This window comes from Paenibacillus sp. FSL H7-0703 (genome assembly GCF_038003485.1).
In the GTDB taxonomy this organism is placed as follows: Bacteria; Bacillota; Bacilli; order Paenibacillales; family Paenibacillaceae; genus Paenibacillus; species Paenibacillus polymyxa_B.
The window spans coordinates 3,557,546-3,583,288 of record NZ_JBBOPF010000001.1; the positions used below are offsets into that span (position 1 = coordinate 3,557,546).

A 25,743-nucleotide genomic window follows, 5' to 3' on the forward strand; every position below is an offset into this window, starting at 1 on the left:
ATCATATCTAGCTGTTTGTAAACTGTCAACCATGCTAAATTGGTGTTTTTTTATAAGATGTGACCCATTCCACTTTACAAAAAGAATATTGCAATTGACATAGTAAGCGCTAACATAATAAAATGATTTTGTTACTTTAACGATAACCTTATTCGAAAACAACAGGAGGAGTCGTCTCATGAAGTTGTCCAAGGTTTTGATGTCATTACTATCCGTGGTTTTGTTAGCGGGGCTGTTTACTGGCTGTACCTCAAAGAAGGATGAGCCAGCTGCCAGCTCTGATCCGAAGGGTGTGGAAGGTGAAATTACGGTTATCACACAGCGGACTGATATTGTGGATACCGTATTTCAGGATTACGCCAAGGAATTTAACAAACTTTATCCGAACGTGAAGGTCAATTTTCAGGCATTGGCCGATTATGAGGGTCAAATTAAAATCCGTATGGGGACCAGGGATTATGGAGATGTTTTGCTGATTCCTGGCAGTATTCCAGTTGAAGAGCTGCCCAACTTTTTCGAGCCGCTGGGTACTTATGAGGAGATGAAAAACAAGTATACCGGCCTTGAAGAACGTACGGTGGATCATAACAGCTACGGTATTCCAATTGCGATGGTTTACTCTGGTGTGATTTATAACAAAAAGGTGTTCAAGGACGCAGGAATCACGCAGCTTCCCAAAACACCGGACCAATTCCTGACAGCGTTACAGCAGATTAAGGACAAAACCAAGGCAGTGCCGCTGTTTACGAACTATGCCTCTGGTTGGGCACTGACCCAGTGGGAGTCTAGTCTGGCAACATTGGCGGGTACGAAGGAATATGTGAATGTCACACAACCGAATACAGATGACAATTTCACGAAGGGCCAGCCCCACTATGAACTGTATAAGGTCCTGTACGATGCGGCTAAAAAAGGCCTGATTGAAAAAGATCCAACGACTACAGATTGGGAGACCTCCAAGGCGGATCTCGCTCAAGGCAAAATCGGTACGATGGTGCTTGGCTCTTGGGCGATTGACCAGATCAAAAGCACAGCTTCTAACAAGGATGATATCGGTTTTATGCCTTTCCCGACGAATGCCTCCAAGGTACTTGTGCCTCTGGCTGGTGATTTTAACCTCGGTATTAACGTAAACAGTGAAAATAAACCGGCGGCCCATGCCTGGGTGGATTGGTTTACCGAAAAGTCCAACTATGCCGTAGAGCAGGCAGGTAGCATTAGTCCGCTGAAGGGTGCCCCAATGCCTAGCATTTTGAAGCAATACGAAGATCAGGGAGTCGTTTTTGAAACGCTCACTCCGTCTCCAAAAGGACAGGAAGGGATTGTCGATAAAATCGACAAAAAGGGAGAAATCGGCTTGTGGCAGCCTGACTTCAAAAAACGCATTATTGAGGCAGCGGTCGGTAACCGCCCGGAATCGTATGATGCCATTATGAAGGATCTGAACGATGCATGGGTGAAGGCGCGTGCTGAAGTGGCTGCAAAGGAAGCAAAATAACCATCTGAACTGACGAAAAGAAAGGATCGACGTAGCAGTCGATGGACGGATAGCCAGGAGGTGCAGCATGTTAAAATTTTCGAATCTCAGCTACTCTAAACAAAGATTGGCGATTATTGTTGCCTTTTCAATTATTCCGCTAGCGCTGCTGATCACTTTTGCGTACTTGCCAGTGATCAATATGTTTAAGTACAGCTTTTCGGACTGGAATGGCTATAGTAAGCGTCTGGAATATGTGGGCTTTGAAAACTATATCAAAATCTTTACCGACCCCGAGTATTTCTCGGTGTTTAAAGTCAGTCTGTATTACTTTGTAGCCACGTTTGTACAGATGGGGCTGGCCCTTTATTTTGCAACCATTCTCAGCTTTCAAACCTGGTTTAAAAATTTCTTTAAAGGCGTTTTGTTTTTTCCTTCCCTGATGAACGGGGTAGCTATTGGTTTTATTTTTCTATTCTTTTTTAAGCCAGACGGTACCCTTGATACACTGCTTCAGGCGATGGGGCTGGGTTCGTATGTCAAGCTGTGGCTGGGCAACCCGGAGATTATCAATATTTCGCTGGCTGGCACGTCGATCTGGAGATACATGGGCTTTAACTTTATCGTGTTTCTCGGTGCGATTTCCTCCATATCCAGTGATCTGTATGAAGCGTCTGATATAGACGGGGCTAACCGCTGGCATCAATTCCGCTCTATTATTTTGCCGAGTATCAAGCGGATTTTGCAATTGAATCTCATCTTGGCGATTAGCGGGGCGATCAGTGCGTTCGACATCCCGTATATTATGACCGGTGGCTCCAACGGCAGTGAAACATTCGTCATTCAGACGCTTGATGTGGCATTCAAATACAGCAAGGTCGGTTTGGCCTCAGCGATGGCGGTCGTTCTGCTGCTGATCGTGATTGCTGTCACACTGCTTCAACGGTTGCTAATTCGGGGAGAGGAGGACTAATCATGTATAAGCTGAAAAGAATACTGGGTAGCAGCATCAAGTATGCCGCGCTTCTACTAGGTGCGTTCATTGCACTGCTGCCGATTGTCGTAATTTTGTTTGCATCTTTGAAGACGAAGGCTGAATATGCGGCAACCAGTCCTCTGACTCCCCCCGTAAACTGGCTGAATTGGGCTAACTATACCAAAGCCTTTATTAACGGAAATATGCTGACCGGATTTGTGAACACAGCTTTTATCCTGTTGATTTCGATCATCGGAGCTACGTTGACCGGTTCCATGATCGCGTATATTTTGAACCGTTTTAAATTTAAGGGCAAAAGTCTCATGCTGGGTGCGTTCTTGCTCGCCACGCTCATTCCGGGGGTGACGACACAGGTATCGACATTCCAAATTATCAACAAGCTGGAGTTGTTTAACACGCCTTGGGCGGCGATCTTGCTGTATTTGGGAACGGATATTATTGCGGTGTATATTTTTCTGCAATTTCTGGATTCCATTGCGGTGGCGCTGGATGAATCAGCCATGCTGGACGGGGCCTCCTATCTGACGATCTACTGGCGCATTATCTTGCCCCTGCTGAAGCCTGCCATTGTGACGGTGATCATTATCAAGGGCGTTAATATTTACAACGACTTTTACACCCCGTTCCTGTATATGCCCAAAACAAGCCTTCAGGTCATATCGACGGCGCTATTCAAGTTTAAAGGGCCATATGGCTCGCAATGGGAAGTCATTAGCGCGGGCATTATCATTGCCATTATTCCGACGCTGATTGCGTTTTTATCATTACAAAAATATATCTATAACGGATTCGCGCAGGGTTCGGTGAAATAGAATAACGGCGAAATAGAAAAATGATGAGATCAAGTATCTCGGTGAGAGGAGAATATACGTATGAGTAAATTGAATGTGGATTTGGATGTAGGTAACGTACGAATTGTGGGAGAAAGTCTGTCGAAAATGCCGTGGCAGGATAAGCCGGAAGGTAGCGAGGCTCCGGTGTGGAGGCATAGTGAGAATCCGGTCATTGGGCGGAATCCGGTGCCGGGCATTGCCCGTATTTTCAACAGTGCAGTAGCTCCGTATGAGGGACGGTTTGTAGGGGTATTCCGGGCTGAAACGATTAATGGACGTCCGCATTTGCATCTAGGCTGGAGTGACGACGGGTTGGCTTGGGACATTGAGACAGAACGTCTGCATTTGGTCGATGAGGAAGGAAGCGATTACCAGCCTAATTATGCTTACGATCCGCGTCTGGTCCGCGTGGAGGATACGTATTATATCATCTGGTGCACAGATTTTTACGGTGCAGCGTTGGGAATAGCACAAACGAAGGATTTTAAAAGCTTTGTACGATTGGAAAATCCGTTCCTGCCGTTTAATCGCAATGGTGTGCTGTTGCCCCGCAAGCTAAACGGAAACTTTATGTTGCTATCCCGTCCGAGCGACAGCGGACATACACCGTTTGGCGACATTTTTCTGAGTGAAAGTCCTGACTTGGTCTATTGGGGCAAGCACCGTCATGTCATGAGCAAGGGCGGACAGGGCTGGTGGCAATCGGTAAAGATTGGCGGCGGACCGGCTCCGATTGAGACGACAGAGGGCTGGCTGATGTTCTACCACGGGGTGACAGGCACGTGCAATGGGCTGGTATACAGTATGGGCGTAGCCGTTCTTGACCTGGATGATCCGTCTAAAGTTAAATATCGTTCCTCGAATTTCGTGCTGACCCCGGAGGAATGGTACGAAGAACGGGGTTTTGTGCCGAATGTGGTGTTCCCGTGTGCTACGCTGCATGATGCGGACACCGGGCGGATTGCGATTTATTATGGAGCCGCTGACACGTATGTAGGTATTGCATACACGACAGTGTCTGACATTATGAAGTATGTCATCGCAACGGATGAAGTGGTCGCAGACGACCGTGAGTCAGGTCGGATGTAGGAGGAACTTGAATGCCGGAGGATATGTCTTTACAGCAATTGCAGTCGTATATGGGGAGTAACCCGAAGCCGCCGGATTTTGACGCATACTGGGAACGGGCATTACAGGAGATGGAGCGGCAGCCGCTTGATTATACACTGGAGCCTGCTGATTTTGTCTCTCCGATGGTGGAGTGTTACCATCTATATTTTACTGGAGTGGGCGGAGCAAAGGTTCATGGGAAGCTGGCTCGTCCCAAGCACCTTACGGAACAAGGGCCAGCTTTGGCCTTGTTTCATGGATATTCCTGCGACAGTGGCGACTGGTTCGACAAGGTAAGCTATGCGGCACACGGATTCACTGTGCTGGCCATGGATTGCCGGGGGCAAGGTGGGCTGTCCGAGGACAATTTGCAGGTTCAGGGAACGACGGTACGCGGCCATATCATCCGAGGGATTGACGACCCGGACCCGGATCGGTTGTATTACCGCAATGTATTTTTGGATACCGTGCAGACGGTGCGCATTCTGATGTCTATGGAGCAGGTCGACCCTGAACGGATCGGCGCATTTGGCTGCTCCCAGGGAGGGGCCCTGACGGTTGCCTGCGCTGCATTGGAGCCGCGTGTCCGTATGGCAGTTCCGGTATATCCGTTTCTGTCGGACTATAAAAGAGCCTGGATGCTGGATGCCACTACATCTGCATATGAAGAACTGGTTTATTATTTTCGTTGGTTTGATCCGAACCATCTGCGCGAGGAGGAGCTCTTTCACCGACTAGGCTACATCGATATTCAACATTTGGCAGATCGTATTCGTGGTCGTGTGTTGTTTGTGACAGGACTGTCGGACATCATCTGTCCGCCTTCCACGCAGTTTGCGGTGTACAATAAAATCGTATCAGACAAGGAAATACTCCTGTATCACGAATACGGTCATGAGTACCTACCTTATCTGTCGGATCGTGCTATGAGCGAATTTTTGCGGCTGTAGGGGGTTGAACTTAGCCACAGGCTCCTTTATAGTAATAGCTATAACCTTCGTGAATGCGTAATAAATGAATGCCCCATTTGTATAACCTCAATAATATGGTTTGAGGGTCTCTACCAGGAACCGATAAATCCTGATTACAAAAAGTGTACGTCTTGTACATTTCTTGTGGTCAGGATTTTTTTGCGTAATACGAGGGAATTTACATGACAGCAAAGGAGCTAATGTATGAACTTCAAAGTAGTTATTTTAACGATTGCGACCTTTACGGTGGGGCTGGTGGAGCTGATTATCGGTGGCGTGCTACCCCAAATTGCACAGGATTTGAATGTCTCCGTAAGCACGGCAGGACAGCTTATCATGATCTATGCGCTCGTGTATGCTATTGCTGGGCCAACTTTGTTGGCGTTGACAGCCAAAATTGAACGAAAACGACTGTACCTGTGGTCGATGTTTATCTTTATTCTGGGAAGTCTGCTGGCCTTCTGGAGTCCGAATTATGCAGTCTTGTTTGTATCTCGTATCATTACCGCTGCAAGCGGGTCGCTGATCGTGACATTGTCACTGACCATTGCAGTCAAAGTGGTGTCCAAGGCTTATCAGGCCCGTGTCCTTGGTGTCATCTCCATGGGGGTTAGCTCCTCCATCGTTCTAGGTATTCCAGCCGGGGTGCTGATTGGAAATGCGTTTGGCTGGCGGGTGCTTTTCCTGATCATTGCTTTGTTGACGGTCGTTGCTATGATCGTTATCAACTTGTTTATGGAGCGGATTCCGACAGAACATGTTGTACCTATGCGTGATCAGTTGAAATCCTTAAAAAATGTTAAAGTCATCAGTGCTCATTTGGTAACCACGCTGACACTGGCGGGCCATTACACGTTATATGCGTATTTCACTCCGTTTTTAGAAAATATGATGGGCTTGAACGCTTCTTGGGTTAGTGTGGCCTATTTTGTCTTTGGGATGGCGGCAGTGAGCGGTGGTTTTATTGGCGGCTCTTTGGCAGATCGGTTCGGCACAGCGAAAAGTATTCTAGTCGTCGTAGGCGTGTTTATCGCCGTGATGTTCTTGCTGCCATTCTCAATTCACTCGATTTATGTATTTGCGCCACTACTGATTATCTGGGGCATACTGAGTTGGGCCTTGTCGCCCCCGATGCAAAGTTATCTTATTGAACATGCACCCGAATCGGGTAGTATTCAGCAAAGCTTTAATTTCTCCGCGCTCCAGGTCGGGATCGCTCTCGGTTCTGCCTTGGGAGGAGTAGTGATTGAGAATAGTGAATCTGTTGCCACGAACGCTTGGGTAGGTGGGGCATTTGTGATTGTTGCTTTTGTCTGCGGCGTATTTTCGATTACCAGAGCCGGGACTTCGCAGGCTGTCAGAGGACACCACTCTGTTTCATAATTCGCTGGACCATCGTCCTCTTTCATAATACGAGCAAACATGTTATACTAACACACAATTATGAAGAAGGAGGTGAGGTAGGTGAATCACGAGATGCTGAACAACCGTATTAGCCAGCTGCCGATTGCTATGGCTGGCATTGTTCATGCTTTTCCATCCAACGGGAGAAGTCTGTCCAATTTTAATCATACGGTTGTAAACATCGCGAGAAGACGCCTACCTTAACTCGAACGGATTTCTGTATCTTCCGAAGAGTCGCGGGGTTGCTCCTGCGGCTCTTTTTTGTGTTACCTGGGTAAGGGTCTTCCTAAATAAAGGAGAGCCTGAACATGTATATAGTAAACGGTCAACAATTGAAAAAATACCACGCTGCCAATCTGATTTTGGATGGTGCATCGTTTGATATCCATACGGGAGAAAAGGTGGGGCTCATCGGCCGCAACGGAAGCGGTAAAACCACCCTATTACGCCTAATCGCACGTTTGTCCCGCCCGGATGAAGGGCAGCTCGTCATCGCCAAGGATACGAAAATCGGCTATTTACCGCAAATTCCGGCGGAGTTTGAGAGCTTCACCGTGTACGAAACGCTGGCTTACGCCTATCGTGAGCTGAAGGATTGCCGCAATCAGATGACCACACTGGAACGGGAAATGTCAGATCCGGTTGTGGCAGCGGATGCGAGCCTTCTGGAGAAGCTACTGCAATCGTATGCTGCCTTGCAGGAACGGTTTGAACGCAATGGCGGCTATGAAATGGATGCAAACATTGACCAGGTAGCGGATGGGCTGCGTATTCCCAAAGGTATGTATACGCGCAGCTTCGGCTCGCTGTCGGGTGGAGAGAAAACAAAAATAGCGCTGGCATCACAGCTCATCGGATGGCCGGATTTGTTGCTGCTGGATGAGCCGACCAATCATCTGGATTTGAAGGGGCTGGAATGGCTGGAGCAATTTTTGCAGGGCTACACAGGAGCGTGTGTGGTTGTATCCCATGATCGTTATTTTCTGGATCGGGTCGCCGTTAAAATGATTGAGCTTGAGGATGGCGAGGCGTTTACGTATTATACGAACTACAGCGGCTATGTTAAGGAAAAGGAAGAACGATTGCTACTGCAATTTGAAGATTATAAGGAACAGCAAAAGCGGATCAAAAAGATGAAAGAGGCCATTCGGCGTTTTGAAGAGTGGGGGCGCAATGGCGACAACGAAAAGTTTTTCAAAAAGGCAGCCTCCATTCGTAAGGCGTTGGAGCGTATGGAGCTGGTGAAGCGGCCTGTATTGGACCCGCAGGGGGCGGAATTTCACTTAAAGCTGGAGGATCGTTCCGGTCGCCGGGTGCTACAGTTTGAAGAAATAGTAAAAGCCTATGGAGAGCGTCAGATATTAAACGGGGCAACGGGCAGCCTGGAATTCGGTGAAAAGGTGGCCTTGCTGGGTGATAACGGTTCAGGCAAAACGACGCTGCTCAAGCTGCTGCTTGGTCAGGAAAGCGCGGATGCAGGCACGGTCCAGTGGGGTGCGCGCGTGGAGTACGGATATTTGGCGCAGCAGGAGAGAGAACGGAATAGCCGGGCGACTGTGCTTGCTTACTTCAAGGAGGAAGCAGGGGTGGAAGAAGGCGAGGCACGCGGGTTGCTAGCGAAGTATTTGTTTTACGGTGCCGATGTGTTTAAGCCCGTGAGCATGCTGTCCGGTGGCGAATGGTCCCGCTTGCGGCTAGCGTTGCTGGTCATGAAAAAGCCAAATTTGTTGGTGCTGGATGAGCCGACGAACCATCTGGACATTGACTCACGCGAGGCGCTGGAGGAAGCGTTAGACACCTACACGGGAACGGTACTGGCGATTTCACATGACCGCTATTTTGTGAATAAGCTGGCAGGGCGCGTGTGGGAGCTGGAGGCTGGAAAGCTGACCTTTTATCTAGGCAGCTTTGACGAGTACCGAGCGAAGAAACGGGAGCTGGAGAACGCTCGTCTACAGAGCGACGGGGATACCGGGACACGCCCGACATCTGCAAGCAGAGCCGCATCGGGTGGCGGCTCTGGCTCGGGCACAGCTGTACATTCCAGTGCAGCGAGCAATGGCATGGGGGCGGCTGCGCATGCGGGAGCGACTACGGAAGACGATGCGAGCCGTGCACGCTCAGGTCGCTTGGGCTCGCCCGCTGCCGGGTCTGGGGCACGCGGAGCGAAGGCCGCGAAGCCATCACGTACGCCCGCTGCATCCAGCGAGCGGTTGGAGCGGGCCATCGCGGCCAAAGAAGCAGAATTGGCGACAGCGGATGCCGAGCTGGAGCTGCTCGGCACAAACGGCGACACGATCCACATGGCGGAGCTGTGGGATGCGCGTGAGCGGCTGCAAGCCGAGCTGGACACGTTGCTCGGCGAGTGGGTTGAACTGGAGTAGGTACAGGCTAGTAGTTACTGGATAGAAAACAGCTTATTCTATATAGAGGGTAGCCCTGAGGTAGAACGTTTACTGAAGGGCTATTTTATTTTGTTAATGAGAATGGAAGTGGGAATATAATAACCATATATTAAAATTAATACATTATAATGATTTCTTATCATTTAGTTTTACATATAAAGTAATAGATTTACATTTTGCAACACGTGATATTATTTCATTTGTAAGGGCGACACTAATCACTGTTAGAGGAAGTTTGTATTGTCAACGAAGATTATACATAAGATTTCCCACATGGTCATATATGACAATATTTCGAATGGATGACGATCTGGTCGGGATTTTGTTCATATAAATCCTTCTATCCTACTGGAGAAGGGGAGTATTTCGACGGGACATGAATCTCGTTGAAGGCTGATGGTGTATCTAAACGAAAGGGGGGGAATGCAATGGCTGAAAACTTATTTGATCTGGACGTTCAAGTAAACAAATCTCAAGGTTCTGTAGAGCCTCAGGTTCTGAGCATTGTGGCATGTTCTAGTGGATGTGGTAGCGGCAAAACTGCTGCCAGTTGTGTTGAAACCTGTGGCAACAGATGTTTTACAAACGTTGGTTCACTCTGCTAATCCCGATTGTTGCTTTTTTAAATAATGATTTTTATTGTACTCCATAAAAGAAAAACAAGAAGGAGGGACCTTAAAGTCCCTTCTTCTTGTTTGATAAGTATTTATTTTTTAACTATAAAATATTTAAAGATATTTGGATATTGTGTTTGGTAATGGAGGGAAAAGTATGACCGATTTCTTATTAGAAGTAAAGCAGGTAAACAAAAATGTGGGCAAAAGAAGCTTGTTAAATAATATTTCCTTTGAGCTTGAAAAAGGGAAGATTTATGGATTCATTGGCCCGAACGGAGCTGGGAAAACGACGATGATGCGAATCATGACGGGGCTGATGCAGCCCACTAGTGGTTCTGTAAGGATAGCTTCATATGATGTACAGACGGATCGGGAAAAGGCGCTGTCCAAAGTGGGCGCTATCATTGAATCTCCGGTCTTTTTTGATTATATGACAGGCAGACAGGTGCTGCGTAATTTGTCCCGATTGCACTCGGGAGTTGTATCCTCTGATCGAGAAAGCCATATTAAAGAATTGTTGGAACGGGTGGGGCTGGAAAATCGTGGGGATGATAAGGTCAAAACCTATTCGCTGGGGATGAAACAACGGCTTGGTATAGCCCAATCTATGTTGGGTAACCCTGAGCTATTGTTGCTTGATGAGCCTTCCAATGGTCTCGATCCTATGGGGATGCGTGAGCTAAGAGATATAATTCTTCGTTTGCGTGATTCAGACAATTATGCCTTTTTTGTCTCCAGCCATCTGTTAGATGAATTGCAGCAAATGTGTGACGAACTGATTGTCATCAAAGAAGGGACGCTTATTTGGAAGGGAGGCGCCGATCAACTTGTCAAGGAGGGTCAACGGTTAGAGGATGCTTTTATGGGGCTGATGGGACTATGAAGACACTTATTTATAGCGAGTTTGAGAGATTGTGGAAAAGAAAATGGTTCTGGTTACTAATTATATGTACCCCTGTATTGGTCTATTCGACAGGAATATATATATTGCATACGTTAAGGGTTCCTGTGGAGGTTTTATCCAGAAATTTCATTGTTGCAGGCTTGCGTGAAAATCTATATTTAATATGCAATTTTGCTGTGGCTACCTTGGTGGCTGCTGTATTTACGGAGGAGTTTAGGAGCGGACAGCTGAGATTGTTATTTATGCGTCGTTTTACCCGTGGTCAGATTTTCTGGAGTAAGCTATTAGTTGTGAACACTTCTATTTTACTTCTTCTGATCGTATATGCTATATCCTCGCAAATAATCGTTGTTGTTTGGAGGTTCTCACATAATATAAACGGTATGGGTATTTTCGGGCAAATATGGCTCCAAGCGTTTGAATACTATGGGTGGGCATTTGCCTCTTTATTAGCTATCAGTTCCCTCTATTCTTTTATTGCTATGTGCAGTAAAAGTGTAACGTATGCAATTGGTATTTGTATGACGTACAATCTGGGTGTTTTGTTATTTGATCCGTTGTACTTGAAGTTGGCTGCTGTATTCTCTTCTATTCCACTCTTAAAGAATCTGGTTACTTTTTTATTAATTCCATATTTACAATACAAGGGGCTGGATCAATCGCTGATATGGAATTGGTCCGTCAATGGTGCGATTGTGATTGCCGTCTTGTTCCACCTGATTTTTTTTACAGGGTGGGCTTACCGTCGTTTTACAGCTGATGATTATTTGTATTAGGAGGATCTGTATGTCTGGAATCTGGTTGAGTGAATTAGAGCGAATTTGGAATCGTAAATCTACTTTTTTATTATATATAGCAATGCTTCTTATTGTTTTTGTGAATATATGGAGTCTCAAGACGAATGGTACAATGCGATTTCGGTTTGGTGAAGGGACGGTAATTGTTAATAATTTGAATCTGCCTTGGCTTATGATGAGCGAGATTTCTCTATTTTTAATCTTAGCCATGTTGCCTATTCTGTATGTCGATCAGTTAAGTGGCGATCTTCATACCGGAGCATATCGGCTATATGTATTGAGACCGTATCGTCGTTTTCAATTCTGGCTTGGCAAGCTACTCGCTTTATCGGTTACAACAGTCGTCTTTACAGGGACGGCCCTAGTGATAGGTATAGTAGCTGGCTGGTTGCTTTTTCCTCATACTTCCACCTTTTTTAAATATGGTTCAGGAACAGCGTCTCCCTCATCGGATGCAATCCCATATACACTTGCATTCTATTTAGTTTTAACACTGGCCTGTGTGGCAAAGTTGTTGTTGAGTAGTGCCGTATGCTTGTTTATTTCAAGACCCTTGTTTGCTTTTATTGCTATTTTTGTTTTATCCGCCGCTCTTTATCAGGTGGTTAGACCGCTTGTCTTGCTAATGGATCCCTTTCAACAAATTGTGCTTGCTTTAAGGGTGGAAGGTTCCTTTAATTTTTGGATGTGCTTAATCGCTATCACATTGATCGGCTCAGTTATCAGCTTTGTACGTTGGCAAAAAAAAATAATTTAAAAGTTTGTTTTAGAACGGAGGTTCCTCATGAAGACAACAGAAAATCTGTACAAAACGTTAGATTTTTTCATGCTTCGTACTCCTGTATTACCCATCCAAGAGTTTTCTAAATGCTTTCCCGTCAGTATTAAAGAGGGGGAAGATGCCAGGGAGATTGCATTAGAGCGTCTATTGGAATTGTCCCGCGATCCGTTCATTCGTGAAGCGCTAGCGGCTTCCAGTCCCACTTTGCTTGAATCTTTAGTACATATCAGTAATCAAGACAATCAGCGCAAACAAGGACAAGTAATCAAAGCATTTATGCGTTATATCATTAGAATGATTACACGGCCAACACCGTTTGGTTTACTATCTGGTATCACATATGGGCGATTCGGGGAACAATCGCATCTTTTTTTACAAGAAACGAACACGTTTAAAAAGCGTGCAAGACCCGACATGGAATGGCTAATGAAAGCAGTTGAGATGGTCGAAAGCCGTAGAGAGATTGTGCGTCAGCTGCGGATTCGGAGTAATACATTAATTTATCGTCAGGGTAACCGAGCTAAAATTCCTTATACGACAAGGCATGGCAGTATGGTTGATGGCGAAGATCAGAGTGTGTCTGTTCGTATAACTCAGGTATTTGATTGTGTGATGGATGCAAGCTCAACCTTCATACCATATCTAGATTTAGTCGATCATCTTAAAAAAACATTTGAGGGTGCTAATATTGAGGTAATTGAACGTTATGTGTGGCAACTTTTCGAGCAAGAATTTCTGATTTCCGAACTTATTCCACCTACGACGATTACTGAACCGCTAAATCATATACGATCTGTTCTGAACCCAGTAACAGGTATTGAAGAATTAAAAGAAGATCTTGATAACATCGCAGATACTTCTGCTAAATATAATCTTCTTCCTATAGGTCAAGGAGGACAGTTGTTAGAGAGTTTAAGACAAAAAATGAACAAAATGTTCAGTGCGAAATCAAGCTTGCAAATCGACCTCTCTCTGGAAGATCGAGGTATCATTCTTCCGAACTCCATACGTAAGGATATTGAGTGTGTTGCTGAATTATTGACCAAACTTTCAACGCGTGAGAACAGACCTTTGAATGAGTTTTGTGTGGAATTTTTGGAGAAATACGGACCATATCGGGAAGTACCTTTGCTGGATTTGCTGGATGAGGACACAGGGCTAGGGACTCCGGCAGGCTATAAACACCCCACGAGCCGTCGAGTACGGTTACAGAACATGTCTCCATCCAAGTCGAGATCGCATCAGGAGAAGCTTTTGTTTCAATGGTTTGTATCTGCTATTCATGAAGGAAAGTATGAAATTGTATTGACAGATGGCATGGTAGACGAATTGATAAAGGGTCAGGAAGCGGAGGAATGGCTAGCAGCACCTTCTATGGAATTATTTTTTCAGCTAATCGCTTCCGACCAGCAGGCTTTGGACCAAGGCCAATATACACTGCTCCTAGCACCTAATCAGGGGTCTGACGCAGCAGGAAAGACGTTTGGTAGATTTTTGGACCTGTTCGGGGAGCCTTTTAACGATATCTTCTCTAGTATCCAGTTGGAAGAGCAGCGTTTGCAACCCGAAAAGCTGCTGGCTGGCATATCTTATTTGCCGAGCTCGGGAAGATCGGCAAATGTAGTGTTAACGAAACAAACCCGACCTTATGAGATCGCAATAGGGACTAATCATACAATGCCGGAAGATCGACAAATTCATATTTCCGATCTAGTCGTTGGTGTGCGGAACGATCACTTTTATTTGAAATCAAAGAGCCGCAATCGAGAGGTCATTGCTAGTCCGGGACACATGCTTAATGCGGAGCTGACCCCCAATATATACCGTTTTCTCGTGGAGGTTAGCGATAATGGCTATCGCCATTGGTCACCTTTGGAGTGGGGATTTGTGGCTCACGCCCCTTTTACTCCACGCCTCAGGTACAAGCATATCATTCTCTATCCGGGAACGTGGAGAATTGCAAGTGATACAGCAAGTAGCCCGTCGAAGAACATGGTGGACTTCGTCAAGGAGATACGTTCATTTCAGGAGAAATGGAACATACCACGCTATGTTTATATGATTGAATCAGATAATCGTATTTTACTGGATATGAACCATCCACTGCATATCGAACAAATATGCAGGGATCTCCAGTCTAAAGGAAAGGTTACCTTGATAGAGCACATTGGTGGTCTTGACAATTCACCTGTCTCCTGTGGAAAAGGACATTTAACGGCTGAATTTGTTTGTCCGCTTGTTCGAAATCAGACTGTGGATACGCAACGTTTTATGGAAGAGACTGCAGCTTCTCTTGAATTGGTTGCAAGAGAGAGTGAGCAACAACTGACAAACACAGTCCATGCTTATCTGCCGGGAGAATCTTGGTTCTACGCGAAGCTATACGGTATGAACAGCCGACAAAATGAGTTTATAGGTGGGTATTGGGAAGAATTTGTGCGGGAGCATCAAGACAGTGGTACCATCCTTCAGGCATATTTTATACGATATGCCGATCCGGACAAGCATCTGCGTGTCCGATTTGAGCTTTCGAAGAATAGGACAGCAGATGAGTTTCTCTCTACGTTTCATAAATGGACAGAGATGCTCCTGCATGAAGGGATGATAGCCAGAGTGATCATCGACACGTATGAGCCCGAAATAGAGCGATACGGTGGGAGTAAACTCATGATCTGGGCGGAAAGAATGTTTTCTTGCGACAGTGAGGTAACAGCTAAGCTTGTACACCTCATCCGATTTAACCAAGTTTCCTTAGAAGCGGATATTATAGCCACTTTAAGTGTTATCAATCTCCTTTATCAGTTTGGTTACCATGAGAAAGCTGCGTTTAAATTACTAAATCGATATTTCGATGTCAAAGAGTATTTGGAGGATTTTCGCAAAGAAAGGAAGTTTTTTTTACAATGGATGGCATCTGATCTGGAAACTTCAGACTCCATACAATCCAACCTCCAGGCTATAGAGAGTATTTTCAACATAAGAAAAGGAGCAGTAGAGCAGTATATCCATGTACTCTATGAGCATGAAGTGGAAGGGTTATCCACTAACACGAGAGAAGATATTGTATTAAGTGTGATTCATATGCATTTGAACCGACTGCTCGGGATAGACAGGGATCGAGAACGGAAGATCATGATTATGGCCAGACATGCTTTGAACAGTTTAGTTCAATATCGGGGGAATCGACAATGACCGATGTTCAAGCGAATACCAATCTTGAGTCTTCTATCTGGAGGTCTGTACGACAGGGATTAAAGCTGTTTTCGTTGGTATTTGGTATGAATAAGACGTATATGGTATCCAGCATTTTTTTGCATATTGTTCAGGGCTTGATGCCTGTTTTGACACTGATAATTATGCAAAACCTACTTAACAGCATTGTTTCCTCTGGCACTCAAGGCATCTCCCTGATTATGTTACAGTTTGGTCTGTTCATAGCGATTCACGTACTGAAAAGTGTAGTTACCATGAGCCAAACGTTTGTTGAAGGCACACTGGAAGCGGTGCTGTCCAAGTCCTTGAATATGATGATCGGGGAAAAATCGAGCTCTCTAGGATTAGCCGATTATGAAAATTCGGAAATTAACGATCAATTAAAGCGCGCCTCCCAGGAGGCCTCTTATCGGCCGTATCAACTGTATACGCAAATGGCGGGCATTTTATCCAGCTTGGTCACCATGGTGTCTTCCGCAACCTTGATTTTTCTGTGGAAATGGTGGGTGGTCATCATTCTATTTGTGATCTCTCTGGTGTCTGTATACTCTATTTTTAAGCTAAACAAAGAACAATTTGAAATCTACATGAATCGAACTCCGTTATATCGAGAATCTTGGTATATGACCTACCTGTTGACCAATGATCGTGCAGTCAAGGAGGTCAAAATTTTTAATATGAGTTCTTATTTGCTCAAGAGATATGGGGATTTGCTGCAGAGATTTTTTGTAGAGGACCGACGAATTCTAGGTAAACGGGTCACAATTACTTTTATGTACAGTCTGTTGGAGCTTGCTGTGTTGTTGGGAGTAGTATGGGTGGCTATTAGGGAGACCTTTGAGAAGAAAATTTTAATAGGTAGCTTATATGGCTATATTCAAGCAATTATGCTGACGCAAAGCCAGATGCAGGCATTGATTCAGGGAATTGTACAATTTTCTCAAAATAATTTGTATATGGAGCAGCTATTTTTATTTTTACAGCTCCCCACATCAGACCCGGTTCGGCAGCAAAAGGAACAAGCGCTACCGACTGCTCGAGATAGAAACGGAAATTTGTGTATTGAGCAAATATCTATAGAAGGTGTTTCTTTTACTTACTCGGGTAAAACGGTTCCCTCTATACGTGATATTCATTTAACCATGAGTAAAGGACAAACCATAGCCATTGTAGGAAAGAACGGTTCAGGTAAATCAACGCTTATGAAAGTACTGATGCAGCTTTACTCTAATTATGAAGGTGTGTTTAAGATTAATGGCCTTCCGGTTCAGGGTTATGATCTGCAGCAAGTTCAGGATAAAATAGGAGTCGTGTTCCAGGACTTTATGCATTATGAAATGTCAGCACGTCATAATATCGGGTTTGGATCGCTAGAGCGTTTGGAGGAGGACAAGGAGCTCATCCGTGCGGCTCAATATGCGGCTATAGACCAAATTATAACCGAGCTTCCGGAAGGATTAGACACGCAACTCGGAAAATGGTTCGAGGGTGGCTTCCAGCTTTCGGGAGGACAATGGCAGAGAATCGCAATTGCTCGGGCTTTCTTGCGCCAGGCAGATGTATATATTTTGGATGAGCCGAGTTCCTTCTTGGACCCAGTAGCAGAAAGGGATTTGCTGGAGTTATTTCTAGAGTTAATGAAGGGTAGCATCGGAATTTTTATAACACATCGAACCTCTTCGGCACGTTTGGCGCATAAAATCGTAGTCATGGATAATGGGACAATTGTTGAGCAGGGAACCCATAGGGAGCTGATGCTACTAGATGGATTATATGCAGAGATGTACAACATTCAAGCTAGTTCATTCAATGAAGAAGAAGCTTTGGTCCAAACCGGAGGGAGAGTATCAGGATGACGACGACTTCATATACATGCGACAAATGGATACCCGTCAAGGGAGAAATGAAGGATAAGATATCCGCAGTATTGCAGGAAATTACTGAACGCTATAGAGACCCGGATCAGGTGCGTTTATGGATGAAAAAGATACCTCCAATAGAAACCGACGGAATGAAGATAGAACGTTGGTCAGATGAAAGTTTGGGCAGTGGATTTACGGGAATATGTTTACTTATGGGTCAGCTGGATTATCTGTATCCCGAGGATGGTTGGGATCTTGTAGGACATCAATATTTAGAGCGAATTCGTATGATGGTGGAGCAAAGAGGTGTTCACGACTTATCCCTGTATAGTGGATTAGCAGGTATTTTGTTGGCCATTTACTCCTTATCTAGGAATGGCACACGTTATCAAGGCATGCTGGATACGCTTGCTTCATGGTTTGAAGAAGCTGCTTTACATAGTCTATCCCTACATCAAGTGGAATGGGAAAAGGGGCAGTTACAGATGAGTCAATATGACACCATCTCTGGCTTTACGGGGGTCGGGCGTATTGCTATGCTGTTCCCAAACCGTCCAGCTATGCGAATGGTATGGGAAAAGACAATGGATTTGTTCCATGTCATGTGCGGTGAGAAAAATATAAATGGTCACACTGTACCCTCTTGGCACATTTCCTCGGAATATCAGTTTCAGGAGAATGAAAAGCTACAATATCCTCAGGGGAATTTTAATTTAGGGCTTTCGCATGGTATTTCAGGTCCCTTATGTTTCCTGAGTTTGTCTGCCCTTCATGGTGTGGACTCTCCTCTTTTAATAAACGATATACATAGACTGGCAAAGTTTATACATCATTGGCGTGTTCAGGATGTGGAGGGTATGATTTGGCCTGGTCGAGTTTCTTTTGAGGAGTGGCTGGAAGACCAACCATCTCCAGGCAGTACTCAAAATCATCGTGATTCCTGGTGTTACGGTGTACCAGGTATTGCACGTTCTATCTGGCTGGCAGGACAAGCTGCTCGCAATGAAGAATGGATCGAAACGGGGCTACGCGCATATTTGGATATTGAAAAAAGGCTTTACCGCAAAGGTGGATTATCTTCTCCTACATTGTGTCATGGTATTGGGGGATTATTGCATCTGGTTCAACGCATGTACTCAGATACTGCCCACGAGCAGTTAGGGATGATGCGGGACAGATTACTGGAAGATGTATTAGATATGTTCGATACTAATTCGTTGTTTGGCTTCTATGATCATAGCCTATTGGATGGAAAGCTGGCAGAAGTGGATGAGGCTGGTCTTCTGAATGGAAGTGCGGGAGTAGCTCTCGCGTTAGCTTCCTTAATTGGAAATAAAAATCCAGATTGGGATGCTGCTTTTCTGATTCACTGAGATATACCACGTTTTTTATCTAGCCTGAACATTATAAAAGCGAAAAAGATCCAATCGACTCTTGTGGTCATTAGGATCTTTTTTAACATTAATTCCTCCTGATATTATTTCTCAGTATACCGGAGCAGTCTTTGAGCCCAGATAGCCGATGCCTTTTTCTTGGGACTGCTTCATGACCTGCCACTGTTGTAGTTGTAAGTTGGCGTACATATGGACGGAAAATAAAAGATAATGGTTCATGCTGTAGCAGTATCGTTTCTTTTCCATAAGGGACGGGTATTAATTGTCTAGTCCCGCATAGATTGACATAGGGGAAAAGGAGGTATGAGCATGTGGGGTTGGGTCAAAAAGCTGTCTACACTGGCGGCGATCCTTTTATTGGCTTTTTTTGTAAGCGCATGCAACGAGGGCGATGCTTCGGGTAAGGTGAAAATTGAGTTTTTTCAAAACAAGCCGGAGGCCAAGGGTTCATTCGATAAGCTAATCTCTCAATTCAATCAGGAACATCCCGGTATTGAAGTGACACAGGTCAACCCGCCAGAGGCAGAGACTGTGTTATTGACCCGGGTTGTCAAAAACGATGTACCTGACATTGTAGGGCTTGGGGCCACCGATACCTACTCCATTTTGGCACAAAGTGGTATTTTTACGGACCTGGCGAATACAGAATTGCCACGTACGATTGATCCTATTTACCTCAAAATGCTTAAGGATGTAACCGGGGTCGATCCTGTGTATGGAATTCCTTATGCTGCGAATGCGAACGGTGTGATGTATAACAAAACGCTTTTCAAGGAAATGGGATTACGGGTACCCAAAACGTGGGATGAGCTGATTGCAACGGCGCAAAAAATCAAAGCTGCTGGAAAAATCCCGTTCTATTTTACATATAAAGATGATTGGCAAACGAACCTCCCCTTTAATGCGCTGGGTCCGAATCTGGTGGGCATTGATTTTTTCCTGCAACGGCGTGAAAATCAGGTCACCTTTCAGGACAAGTACCGCGAGGTTGCTGAAAAGCAGCTGGAGCTATTGAAATACGGACATGGCGATAATTTTGGCAAAAACTATGCCGACGGTAATCGTGCCTTCGCTAACGGGCAGGGATTGATGTACATTCAGGGCTCGTGGGCCATATCTGAAATTCGCAAAGCTAACCCGAAAGTGGAGCTTGGTTTTTTCCCATTACCAACAGGGAATGACGAAAAGGCGGTCAAACTGGTGTCCGGTATAGATACGCTATTAGCCGTATCGGAGAGCACTCCGCATAAAAAGGAAGCCGAGGAGTTCATTGCCTTCTTGTTGAAGCCGGAGAACAGCAAGCAATACATTACAGAGCAAACGCTGTTTTCGACGGTGAAGGGAGTCACGCAGGATGATCCGAGTGTGGCAGAGCTGTTGCCGTATTTTAAATCGGGTCGCGTCGTTGATTTTGCCGATCACTATATTCCCAAGGCGGTCCAATTGAATTCGATTGTGCAGGCCTTCCTGCAAAACAGAGACATCGACGCTTATCTGGCCAAGCTGGACCGAGAATGGGATAAGGTAGCTAACCGCCGATAGGAGAGGAGGAGGAGACATGAATAAGCGACTAACGACTTTTTACTGGATGACGGTGCCGGCGGTGCTATTGTTTTTTGTGTTTTTGACCTTGCCTGCCTTGCAGGGCTTTTATTATTCGCTTACGAACTGGAATGGCTTTGGTCATCAGTATCACTTTGTCGGGTTTAAGAACTATATTAATTTGTTTCAGGACGACAATGTGGGGAACGCATACTGGTTTACTTTCAAATTTGCGATTGTGGTTACCATTGCGACTAATATCCTTAGTTTGCTGATTGCGCTAGGGCTGAATGCTAAAATACGGTTTCGTAACTTTTTCCGCGGTATTTATTTTTTGCCTAATATTTTGAGCGTGCTAATCGTGGGTTACATATTCAATTACTTATTCTCGAACGTGTTTACGATTTGGGGGCAAAATTTAGGTATTACCTCATTGTCGACGAACATTTTGGGCAGCGAACAACTGGCTTGGGTGGGGGTTGTCATCGTAGCTGTATGGCAGGGGATTGCCTTTAATACGATTCTCTATCTGGCCGGGCTGCAAACCATTCCGACAAGTCTGTATGAGGCGTCCAACCTGGACGGTGCGGGTAAATGGCGCGAATTCTGGAGCATTACCTTTCCGTTAATTGCACCGTTTTTTACGATTAATATGGTATTGGCGATGAAAAATTCCCTGATGGTGTTCGATCAGATCGTGGCTTTGACGAATGGCGGGCCGGGACGAGCCACCCAGTCGATTTCCCACCTGATATACACCGGGGGATTTAGAGGCGGAGAATTTGCTTATCAGTCGGCTAACTCTGTTATTTACTTTATTGTGATCGCGATCATTTCCATCTTACAGCTGCGATTCCTCCAGAGAAGGGAGATGGATAACTGATGAAAACAAGCAGACGTACCAACTGGCCTGTGCTGCTTCTGGTAGCGTTGGGGGCAATATTTATCCTGTTTCCCCTCTATATGACGGTAACGATAGCACTTAAAAATCCCGAACAGATGGCGCATTCCGCCTTTGCCTTTCCGACCGAGCTGCATTGGGAAAATTTTAGTCGTGCAGTAGAAATGACCAACTTCTTCAGCGCTTTTCAGAACAGTGTGATGGTCACGACATCGACGGTCATATTGACTTTGCTAACCAATTCGATGGTCGCTTATGCGATTGCCCGTAATATGCAGCGACGCTTTTTTAAGGGATTATATTTTTACTTTGTGAGCGCCATGTTTATACCGTTCCCGATCATCATGCTGCCGATTGTAAAACTGGCCTCGGGCCTTCATATGACTAATCTGTTGGGTCTCATTATGCTGCATACGGTGTATGGTTTGGCGTTTAATGTTTTCGTGTATGTTGGTTATATTCGCTCCATTCCGGTGGCATTGGAAGAGGCGGCCACGGTAGATGGTGCGACGACATGGGGTACTTTTTGGCGCATTATATTCCCGCTGATGGCGCCGATTAGTGCTACGGTGGGAATTCTCACTTGTCTGTCCACATATAACGACTTCCTGCTGCCGCTCATTATTATTAGCGATGCGGAGCAATATACGCTACCGCTCGTCCAGTATGTATTTCAGGGGCAGTTCAATACCGACTTTAATCTGGCCTTTGCCTCGTATCTAATGGCCTTGCTGCCGATGATTATCGTTTATCTGCTGGCACAAAAATGGATCATCAACGGCGTTACGCAAGGCTCTGTGAAGTAGGACGGGAGTCAATCGTTCCAGGCAGACTGTGCCTTCATAGGAAAATATAAAGGGGTCCCCTATACCACGGTTCACACAGGTATAGAAGGACCCTCTTTTTATAGCATTGCTATTTGGATGCTTCGCTGTTGCTTGTCGGAGGCTGTAAAGGGACGGTTGTCTCTGCTTTCGGGTCGTCCGTTGTATAGTAGAACATATAGATAGAAGCTTCCTTCCCTTTGAAGTTCTTGTAGACATCCACTGCCTTGTTATTGCCGTCTCCGGCAAAATTGGCTGTGATCGGCTTGCCGATAATCCGTTCTTTACCCAGGCCAATATGCGTCTGGTTAATCCCTCCAAAGTGAGCGTCCTCGCTTTCGGTTTCTACGAATAAGTCTGATCCCTGTTTGTAGTAGGTCCACTTCACAGGATAGCCACCGATTTGCGTCGTTAGCGTCTGCTTTTGCTCAGAAATATCAGTTAAACGCTGTGGCGTTTTGTCGTCCGAATGGGTCGTAACCTTGTATTTGCCTGTAAAAGTAATAGGACTATCCTTGGTAATCACAAGATTGGACGGCCGTTCAAAACGGATTGTGTTCAGATCGTGTTCCTGATCAGGTGATGACCAACGACTACCCTCTAACGTTGTGCCGTTCACAGAAAGTAAGTACTTTTGATAAGGTAACATGGCGAATTTCTCCTTGCTTCTGATCGTGACACGGATTTGCGTAGGTGTGACAATCATTTGTTCTAGCGTAAAATTCGGATTGCCGTTCTCCAATGGAGTGTTCAGCACGCTTTTAATCGTCCCACTTTCCATTTTCTTCTTGCTTAGCTGCAGATCAAAGTTTATGGGTTCATGTATACTTTTCTCAGTTTGTGCATATTGCAGTTTGAAAGCAGTCTGTCCTTCCGGTATATCTGCTTTAGTAAAATATTGTTGTGCGGTATACTCCCCGTTATCTCCGGGTTTGCCAAAAGCCCCTCCAGGCTGCGACATCACTGGCTCGCCGCCTCTGTAAGCAACAATTTGCGGATTATCCCATCTCTTGGGTATCGACGAATCGAAGGTAATTGCCGAGGACAGCATCAGCTTATCCTTCCCTTGTTCAAATACCTGCACTTTCATATCTTGTAAGCCGTTACGATCCAGCTTGAACGTCTGCATCTGAGACGATGTGATATCGAGCGGCAATTCCAGTTCTTGAACGCTGGTGAGCTCAATATGATCTACGTTCAGCCGCACGTTCTCTGTTTCTTGCTGCGGTGTCCAGTCACTTTCAAAGTACCCGTTGTACCGTTGATTTTTCGGGTCCCATTGCTGAAAGTTATATTCCCCTGCACTGCTTTCCCCCGCAGCACTTTTTAGCGATACGCCTTTGACATTCCAAAACTCGTTCTCTGCTCGTTTTCCGACCTCCAAGCTGTACAGAATCACGGTCCGGTTCTCATCGACAATAGCGGTATGTAGCGTCAGCTTCACTCCGTCTCTGGTTACGGATTGCTCCAAGGGCTGTCCAAGGTCTTGATTTAGTGCCGTCTGAATGCCGCTTCTTCCGTGCAGCAGATCGCCCCAATTATAGTGGATGGCGGCATAGACGGGAACGGCAACGAGAAGTGCACTCAGAGAGGCGGCGATAGCTATTTTGCGCCAATTTCTGTGTCGGTGGGGAGTGAATGAATTGGAAGTGTCGGTTAGCGTAGGGGCAGTATGCCCTGTCTGTTCCATCCGGTTCCACATCTCATCGAAGTCAGGATAGGCCATTTCCGAATCATCATTTAACTTGCGCTTCAATGCCTTTTCTATGTTGTTCATAGTTCTCTCCTTCCATCTCGGGAATTTGTACCCCTGCATCCCGCAATATTTGCTCCAATAACTTTAGTCCTTTGTGAGTCCTCGATTTGACGGTTCCCAGCGGAATTTCCAGCAGTTTGGATATTTCCGCCAGCGTGAAATCATGCATATAGCGGAGTGTCAGCACAGCGCGGATTTTGGCCGGAAGGCGATTCATATAAACGGCCCATTCCTCTGCCGATTCGCGTTCTTCCACCAGCCTGTCTACAGGTTTACCTTCCGCCCCGCTAAATAGATAGGGATTAGCCGATACCTTCAAATGCAGGCTTTTCTGGCGTTTAAGGTAATTCAGACAATGATTGACCGTAATCTTCATAATCCAAGCTTTTAGTTGTTCGATCTGTTCACGATTGCTGCGAAACAGGATGATAAACACTTCCTGCGTTAAATCCTCTGCATCCGATGCATTATGTACCATGTAGTAGCAGGTTCGGTATACATCTCGTTGATACAAATCAAACAACTCTCGATTGCTCTCCAATGATGTGCTCTCCTTTCTCGTGCAGTTTATCTATATAACAACTGAGGTTCTCAAAAGGTTCATTTGGTTGCGAAAAGTAAACCGTCTGCTTCAAATGTACCACACAAAAAAAGAAGCCTGTAAATCTCAAAACTGCAGATTTACAGGCTTCTTACATGTTCCTAAGCTAGACCCTAAGGGATGACACTTCTTCACGCGAAAACACGTCAATGGATAGCTTGCGGACTTACGCCGCTTAGTCAACCAGCCGTACTAGCGTTCTTCCTTGCGAGCGGGCTGCAAGGATGTCTTCGAGCGCGCTTGGCAGGTCAGCCAATCCGACTTCGCGCTCAACGAGCTGCTCCAGCTGTTCCGGCTTCCATTCGCTGCCGAGCCGCTTCCAGATTGCTACGCGAGTGTCGTATGGGCAGAAGACAGAGTCTATGCCCAGCAGACTTACGCCGCGCAAAATAAACGGCAGCACCGTCGTAGGCAGCTTGGTGCCTGCCGTCAGGCCGCTCACGGCAACGGAGCCGTTGTAGGCGATCTGGCTGAGCAGCGAAGCGAGCGGCTTTCCGCCTACAGGATCAACAGCCGCTTGCCAAAGCTGCTTGCCCAGCGGGCGGATGCTCTCCGCACCGTCGTAGACCTCCTCGCGGGAAATAACCTCGGCTGCTCCGAGCGCCTTGAGGTAATCGAGCGCATCGGCCTTGCCACTGCTGGCTACGACATGGTAGCCTCTCTTGTTCAGCAAGGCAATGGCTGCCCCGCCTACGCCGCCCGTCGCTCCGGTGACGAGTACCTTGCCCTGCTCGGGAGTAACGCCGTTTTGTTCCAGTCGATATAACGACAGGGCTGCGGTGAATCCGGCTGTCCCGAAAATCATTGCCTCTCTCGGCGTGAGTCCGTTCGGAAGTGGAACCACCCAGCCCGCAGGCACACGTGCATATTGGCTGAATCCCCCGAATTGAGACACACCCAGCCCATATCCGGTAACGAGCACCGCTTGTCCTTCGCTAAAGCGGCTATCCTCCGAAGAGACGACGGTTCCCGAGCAATCTATGCCTGGTACGAACGGATAGGCTTTGACAATATTGCCATCCTTGCGGGCAGCAAGCCCATCTTTATAATTGATGCTGGAATAAGCGACACGAATCAATACTTCTCCAGCAGGTAAACTGCTAGCTTCCAGAGAACGTACCTCTGCTTGAACTTCACCGTCCTGTGTCTGATCGACGACAAGAGCTTGAAATGATTGAGTCATCTGTAAAAGCCTCCTTTATTACCTTTTAACCCTATGAATGTCCTATATATTCCATCTTTACTTCACAAATTATGCTTAGGAAGCATACAACAATCTTCACAACCTGTCAGCGGCAATGCTCACAGGCTCGTATTCTATTATACTCTTTAGTTCATAATTGCGTCGAAAAGA

The 25,743-nt window shown here is 45.9% G+C and carries 21 protein-coding genes and 1 riboswitch; of the genes, 18 read left to right on the forward strand and 3 right to left on the reverse strand.

Annotation, left to right across the window (positions count from 1 at the left end):
- Positions 1 to 178 precede the first annotated feature (178 nt).
- The 18 genes from MHB46_RS15685 to MHB46_RS15770 all read left to right on the forward strand — a co-directional run bounded on the left by MHB46_RS15685 (position 179) and on the right by MHB46_RS15770 (position 22,014).
- The gene (locus MHB46_RS15685) at positions 179 to 1,498 is read left to right on the forward strand and encodes an ABC transporter substrate-binding protein (protein ID WP_341162800.1); all 1,320 of its coding nucleotides are present in this window, start codon (positions 179 to 181) and stop codon (positions 1,496 to 1,498) included.
- Between the two features lie 67 nt (positions 1,499 to 1,565).
- Positions 1,566 to 2,450, forward strand: coding sequence for a carbohydrate ABC transporter permease (locus MHB46_RS15690; RefSeq protein ID WP_061829466.1), 885 nt, complete (start codon positions 1,566 to 1,568; stop codon positions 2,448 to 2,450).
- A 2-nt stretch (positions 2,451 to 2,452) separates the two neighbouring features.
- Positions 2,453 to 3,286 carry a carbohydrate ABC transporter permease gene (locus tag MHB46_RS15695; protein ID WP_025721962.1) on the forward strand — a complete coding sequence of 278 codons (834 nt, stop codon included), beginning with the start codon at positions 2,453 to 2,455 and terminating at the stop codon, positions 3,284 to 3,286.
- 60 nt (positions 3,287 to 3,346) lie between these two features.
- Complete coding sequence (locus MHB46_RS15700; protein ID WP_165177988.1) at positions 3,347 to 4,396, forward strand: glycoside hydrolase family 130 protein; 1,050 nt, start codon at positions 3,347 to 3,349, stop codon at positions 4,394 to 4,396.
- 11 nt (positions 4,397 to 4,407) lie between these two features.
- Positions 4,408 to 5,367, forward strand: coding sequence for an acetylxylan esterase (locus MHB46_RS15705; RefSeq protein ID WP_341162801.1), 960 nt, complete (start codon positions 4,408 to 4,410; stop codon positions 5,365 to 5,367).
- 57 nt (positions 5,368 to 5,424) lie between these two features.
- Positions 5,425 to 5,524: riboswitch (purine riboswitch) on the forward strand.
- Between the two features lie 68 nt (positions 5,525 to 5,592).
- Complete coding sequence (locus MHB46_RS15710; protein WP_341162802.1) at positions 5,593 to 6,771, forward strand: MFS transporter; 1,179 nt, start codon at positions 5,593 to 5,595, stop codon at positions 6,769 to 6,771.
- Positions 6,772 to 6,852: 81 nt separating this feature from the next.
- Positions 6,853 to 6,996: an RAxF-45 family protein gene (locus MHB46_RS15715; protein WP_179085895.1), complete on the forward strand. Its 144-nt coding sequence runs from the start codon at positions 6,853 to 6,855 to the stop codon at positions 6,994 to 6,996.
- Positions 6,997 to 7,100: 104 nt separating this feature from the next.
- A complete protein-coding gene (gene abc-f / locus MHB46_RS15720) occupies positions 7,101 to 9,176 on the forward strand; it encodes a ribosomal protection-like ABC-F family protein (protein WP_341162803.1) in 2,076 nt (691 codons plus the stop codon).
- A gap of 449 nt (positions 9,177 to 9,625) precedes the next feature.
- Positions 9,626 to 9,802 carry a gallidermin/nisin family lantibiotic gene (locus MHB46_RS15725; protein ID WP_155729784.1) on the forward strand — a complete coding sequence of 59 codons (177 nt, stop codon included), beginning with the start codon at positions 9,626 to 9,628 and terminating at the stop codon, positions 9,800 to 9,802.
- 166 nt (positions 9,803 to 9,968) lie between these two features.
- Positions 9,969 to 10,697, forward strand: a complete 729-nt coding sequence (locus MHB46_RS15730; RefSeq protein WP_061831969.1) for an ABC transporter ATP-binding protein — start codon at positions 9,969 to 9,971, stop codon at positions 10,695 to 10,697.
- Positions 10,694 to 11,494: an ABC transporter permease gene (locus MHB46_RS15735; RefSeq protein WP_341162804.1), complete on the forward strand. Its 801-nt coding sequence runs from the start codon at positions 10,694 to 10,696 to the stop codon at positions 11,492 to 11,494. Before MHB46_RS15730 ends, MHB46_RS15735 begins: the two co-directional genes overlap by 4 nt.
- A gap of 10 nt (positions 11,495 to 11,504) precedes the next feature.
- The gene (locus MHB46_RS15740) at positions 11,505 to 12,272 is read left to right on the forward strand and encodes an ABC transporter permease (RefSeq protein WP_061831967.1); all 768 of its coding nucleotides are present in this window, start codon (positions 11,505 to 11,507) and stop codon (positions 12,270 to 12,272) included.
- 27 nt (positions 12,273 to 12,299) lie between these two features.
- The gene (locus MHB46_RS15745) at positions 12,300 to 15,488 is read left to right on the forward strand and encodes a lantibiotic dehydratase (protein ID WP_341162805.1); all 3,189 of its coding nucleotides are present in this window, start codon (positions 12,300 to 12,302) and stop codon (positions 15,486 to 15,488) included.
- Positions 15,485 to 17,365, forward strand: a complete 1,881-nt coding sequence (locus tag MHB46_RS15750; protein ID WP_341162806.1) for an ABC transporter ATP-binding protein — start codon at positions 15,485 to 15,487, stop codon at positions 17,363 to 17,365. Before MHB46_RS15745 ends, MHB46_RS15750 begins: the two co-directional genes overlap by 4 nt.
- Positions 17,362 to 18,744 (forward strand): lanthionine synthetase C family protein, encoded by a 1,383-nt coding sequence (locus MHB46_RS15755; protein ID WP_341162807.1) that lies wholly within the window; start codon positions 17,362 to 17,364, stop codon positions 18,742 to 18,744. Before MHB46_RS15750 ends, MHB46_RS15755 begins: the two co-directional genes overlap by 4 nt.
- Positions 18,745 to 19,074: 330 nt before the next feature.
- A complete protein-coding gene (locus MHB46_RS15760; RefSeq protein WP_341163756.1) occupies positions 19,075 to 20,307 on the forward strand; it encodes an ABC transporter substrate-binding protein in 1,233 nt (410 codons plus the stop codon).
- A gap of 16 nt (positions 20,308 to 20,323) precedes the next feature.
- The gene (locus MHB46_RS15765) at positions 20,324 to 21,190 is read left to right on the forward strand and encodes a carbohydrate ABC transporter permease (protein WP_053326352.1); all 867 of its coding nucleotides are present in this window, start codon (positions 20,324 to 20,326) and stop codon (positions 21,188 to 21,190) included.
- Positions 21,190 to 22,014: a carbohydrate ABC transporter permease gene (locus tag MHB46_RS15770; RefSeq protein ID WP_341162808.1), complete on the forward strand. Its 825-nt coding sequence runs from the start codon at positions 21,190 to 21,192 to the stop codon at positions 22,012 to 22,014. The genes MHB46_RS15765 and MHB46_RS15770 overlap by 1 nt, the downstream gene beginning before the upstream one ends.
- Before the next feature lie 109 nt (positions 22,015 to 22,123).
- On the opposite strand, the gene MHB46_RS15775 is transcribed toward MHB46_RS15770, so the two are convergent.
- The 3 genes from MHB46_RS15775 to MHB46_RS15785 all read right to left on the reverse strand — a co-directional run bounded on the left by MHB46_RS15775 (position 22,124) and on the right by MHB46_RS15785 (position 25,572).
- Positions 22,124 to 23,809 carry a DUF4179 domain-containing protein gene (locus tag MHB46_RS15775; protein WP_341162809.1) on the reverse strand — a complete coding sequence of 562 codons (1,686 nt, stop codon included), beginning with the start codon at positions 23,807 to 23,809 and terminating at the stop codon, positions 22,124 to 22,126.
- Positions 23,769 to 24,329, reverse strand: coding sequence for an RNA polymerase sigma factor (locus tag MHB46_RS15780; RefSeq protein ID WP_025721972.1), 561 nt, complete (start codon positions 24,327 to 24,329; stop codon positions 23,769 to 23,771). Before MHB46_RS15780 ends, MHB46_RS15775 begins: the two co-directional genes overlap by 41 nt.
- Positions 24,330 to 24,564: 235 nt before the next feature.
- Positions 24,565 to 25,572 carry an acrylyl-CoA reductase family protein gene (locus MHB46_RS15785; protein WP_341162810.1) on the reverse strand — a complete coding sequence of 336 codons (1,008 nt, stop codon included), beginning with the start codon at positions 25,570 to 25,572 and terminating at the stop codon, positions 24,565 to 24,567.
- Positions 25,573 to 25,743: the final 171 nt, after the last annotated feature.

Bases quoted from the DNA above. Each gene is read 5' to 3' on its own strand.
- MHB46_RS15755 (WP_341162807.1), top strand. From the start codon at position 17,362: ATGACGACGACTTCATATACATGCGACAAATGGATACCCGTCAAGGGA.
- MHB46_RS15740 (WP_061831967.1), top strand. From the start codon at position 11,505: ATGTCTGGAATCTGGTTGAGTGAATTAGAGCGAATTTGGAATCGTAAA.
- MHB46_RS15710 (WP_341162802.1), top strand. From the start codon at position 5,593: ATGAACTTCAAAGTAGTTATTTTAACGATTGCGACCTTTACGGTGGGG.
- MHB46_RS15765 (WP_053326352.1), top strand. From the start codon at position 20,324: ATGAATAAGCGACTAACGACTTTTTACTGGATGACGGTGCCGGCGGTG.
- MHB46_RS15775 (WP_341162809.1), bottom strand. From the start codon at position 23,809: ATGAACAACATAGAAAAGGCATTGAAGCGCAAGTTAAATGATGATTCG.
- MHB46_RS15770 (WP_341162808.1), top strand. From the start codon at position 21,190: ATGAAAACAAGCAGACGTACCAACTGGCCTGTGCTGCTTCTGGTAGCG.
- abc-f (WP_341162803.1), top strand. From the start codon at position 7,101: ATGTATATAGTAAACGGTCAACAATTGAAAAAATACCACGCTGCCAAT.
- MHB46_RS15700 (WP_165177988.1), top strand. From the start codon at position 3,347: ATGAGTAAATTGAATGTGGATTTGGATGTAGGTAACGTACGAATTGTG.
- MHB46_RS15750 (WP_341162806.1), top strand. From the start codon at position 15,485: ATGACCGATGTTCAAGCGAATACCAATCTTGAGTCTTCTATCTGGAGG.
- MHB46_RS15690 (WP_061829466.1), top strand. From the start codon at position 1,566: ATGTTAAAATTTTCGAATCTCAGCTACTCTAAACAAAGATTGGCGATT.
- MHB46_RS15705 (WP_341162801.1), top strand. From the start codon at position 4,408: ATGCCGGAGGATATGTCTTTACAGCAATTGCAGTCGTATATGGGGAGT.
- MHB46_RS15725 (WP_155729784.1), top strand. From the start codon at position 9,626: ATGGCTGAAAACTTATTTGATCTGGACGTTCAAGTAAACAAATCTCAA.
- MHB46_RS15785 (WP_341162810.1), bottom strand. From the start codon at position 25,572: ATGACTCAATCATTTCAAGCTCTTGTCGTCGATCAGACACAGGACGGT.
- MHB46_RS15695 (WP_025721962.1), top strand. From the start codon at position 2,453: ATGTATAAGCTGAAAAGAATACTGGGTAGCAGCATCAAGTATGCCGCG.
- MHB46_RS15745 (WP_341162805.1), top strand. From the start codon at position 12,300: ATGAAGACAACAGAAAATCTGTACAAAACGTTAGATTTTTTCATGCTT.
- MHB46_RS15685 (WP_341162800.1), top strand. From the start codon at position 179: ATGAAGTTGTCCAAGGTTTTGATGTCATTACTATCCGTGGTTTTGTTA.
- MHB46_RS15760 (WP_341163756.1), top strand. From the start codon at position 19,075: ATGTGGGGTTGGGTCAAAAAGCTGTCTACACTGGCGGCGATCCTTTTA.
- MHB46_RS15730 (WP_061831969.1), top strand. From the start codon at position 9,969: ATGACCGATTTCTTATTAGAAGTAAAGCAGGTAAACAAAAATGTGGGC.
- MHB46_RS15735 (WP_341162804.1), top strand. From the start codon at position 10,694: ATGAAGACACTTATTTATAGCGAGTTTGAGAGATTGTGGAAAAGAAAA.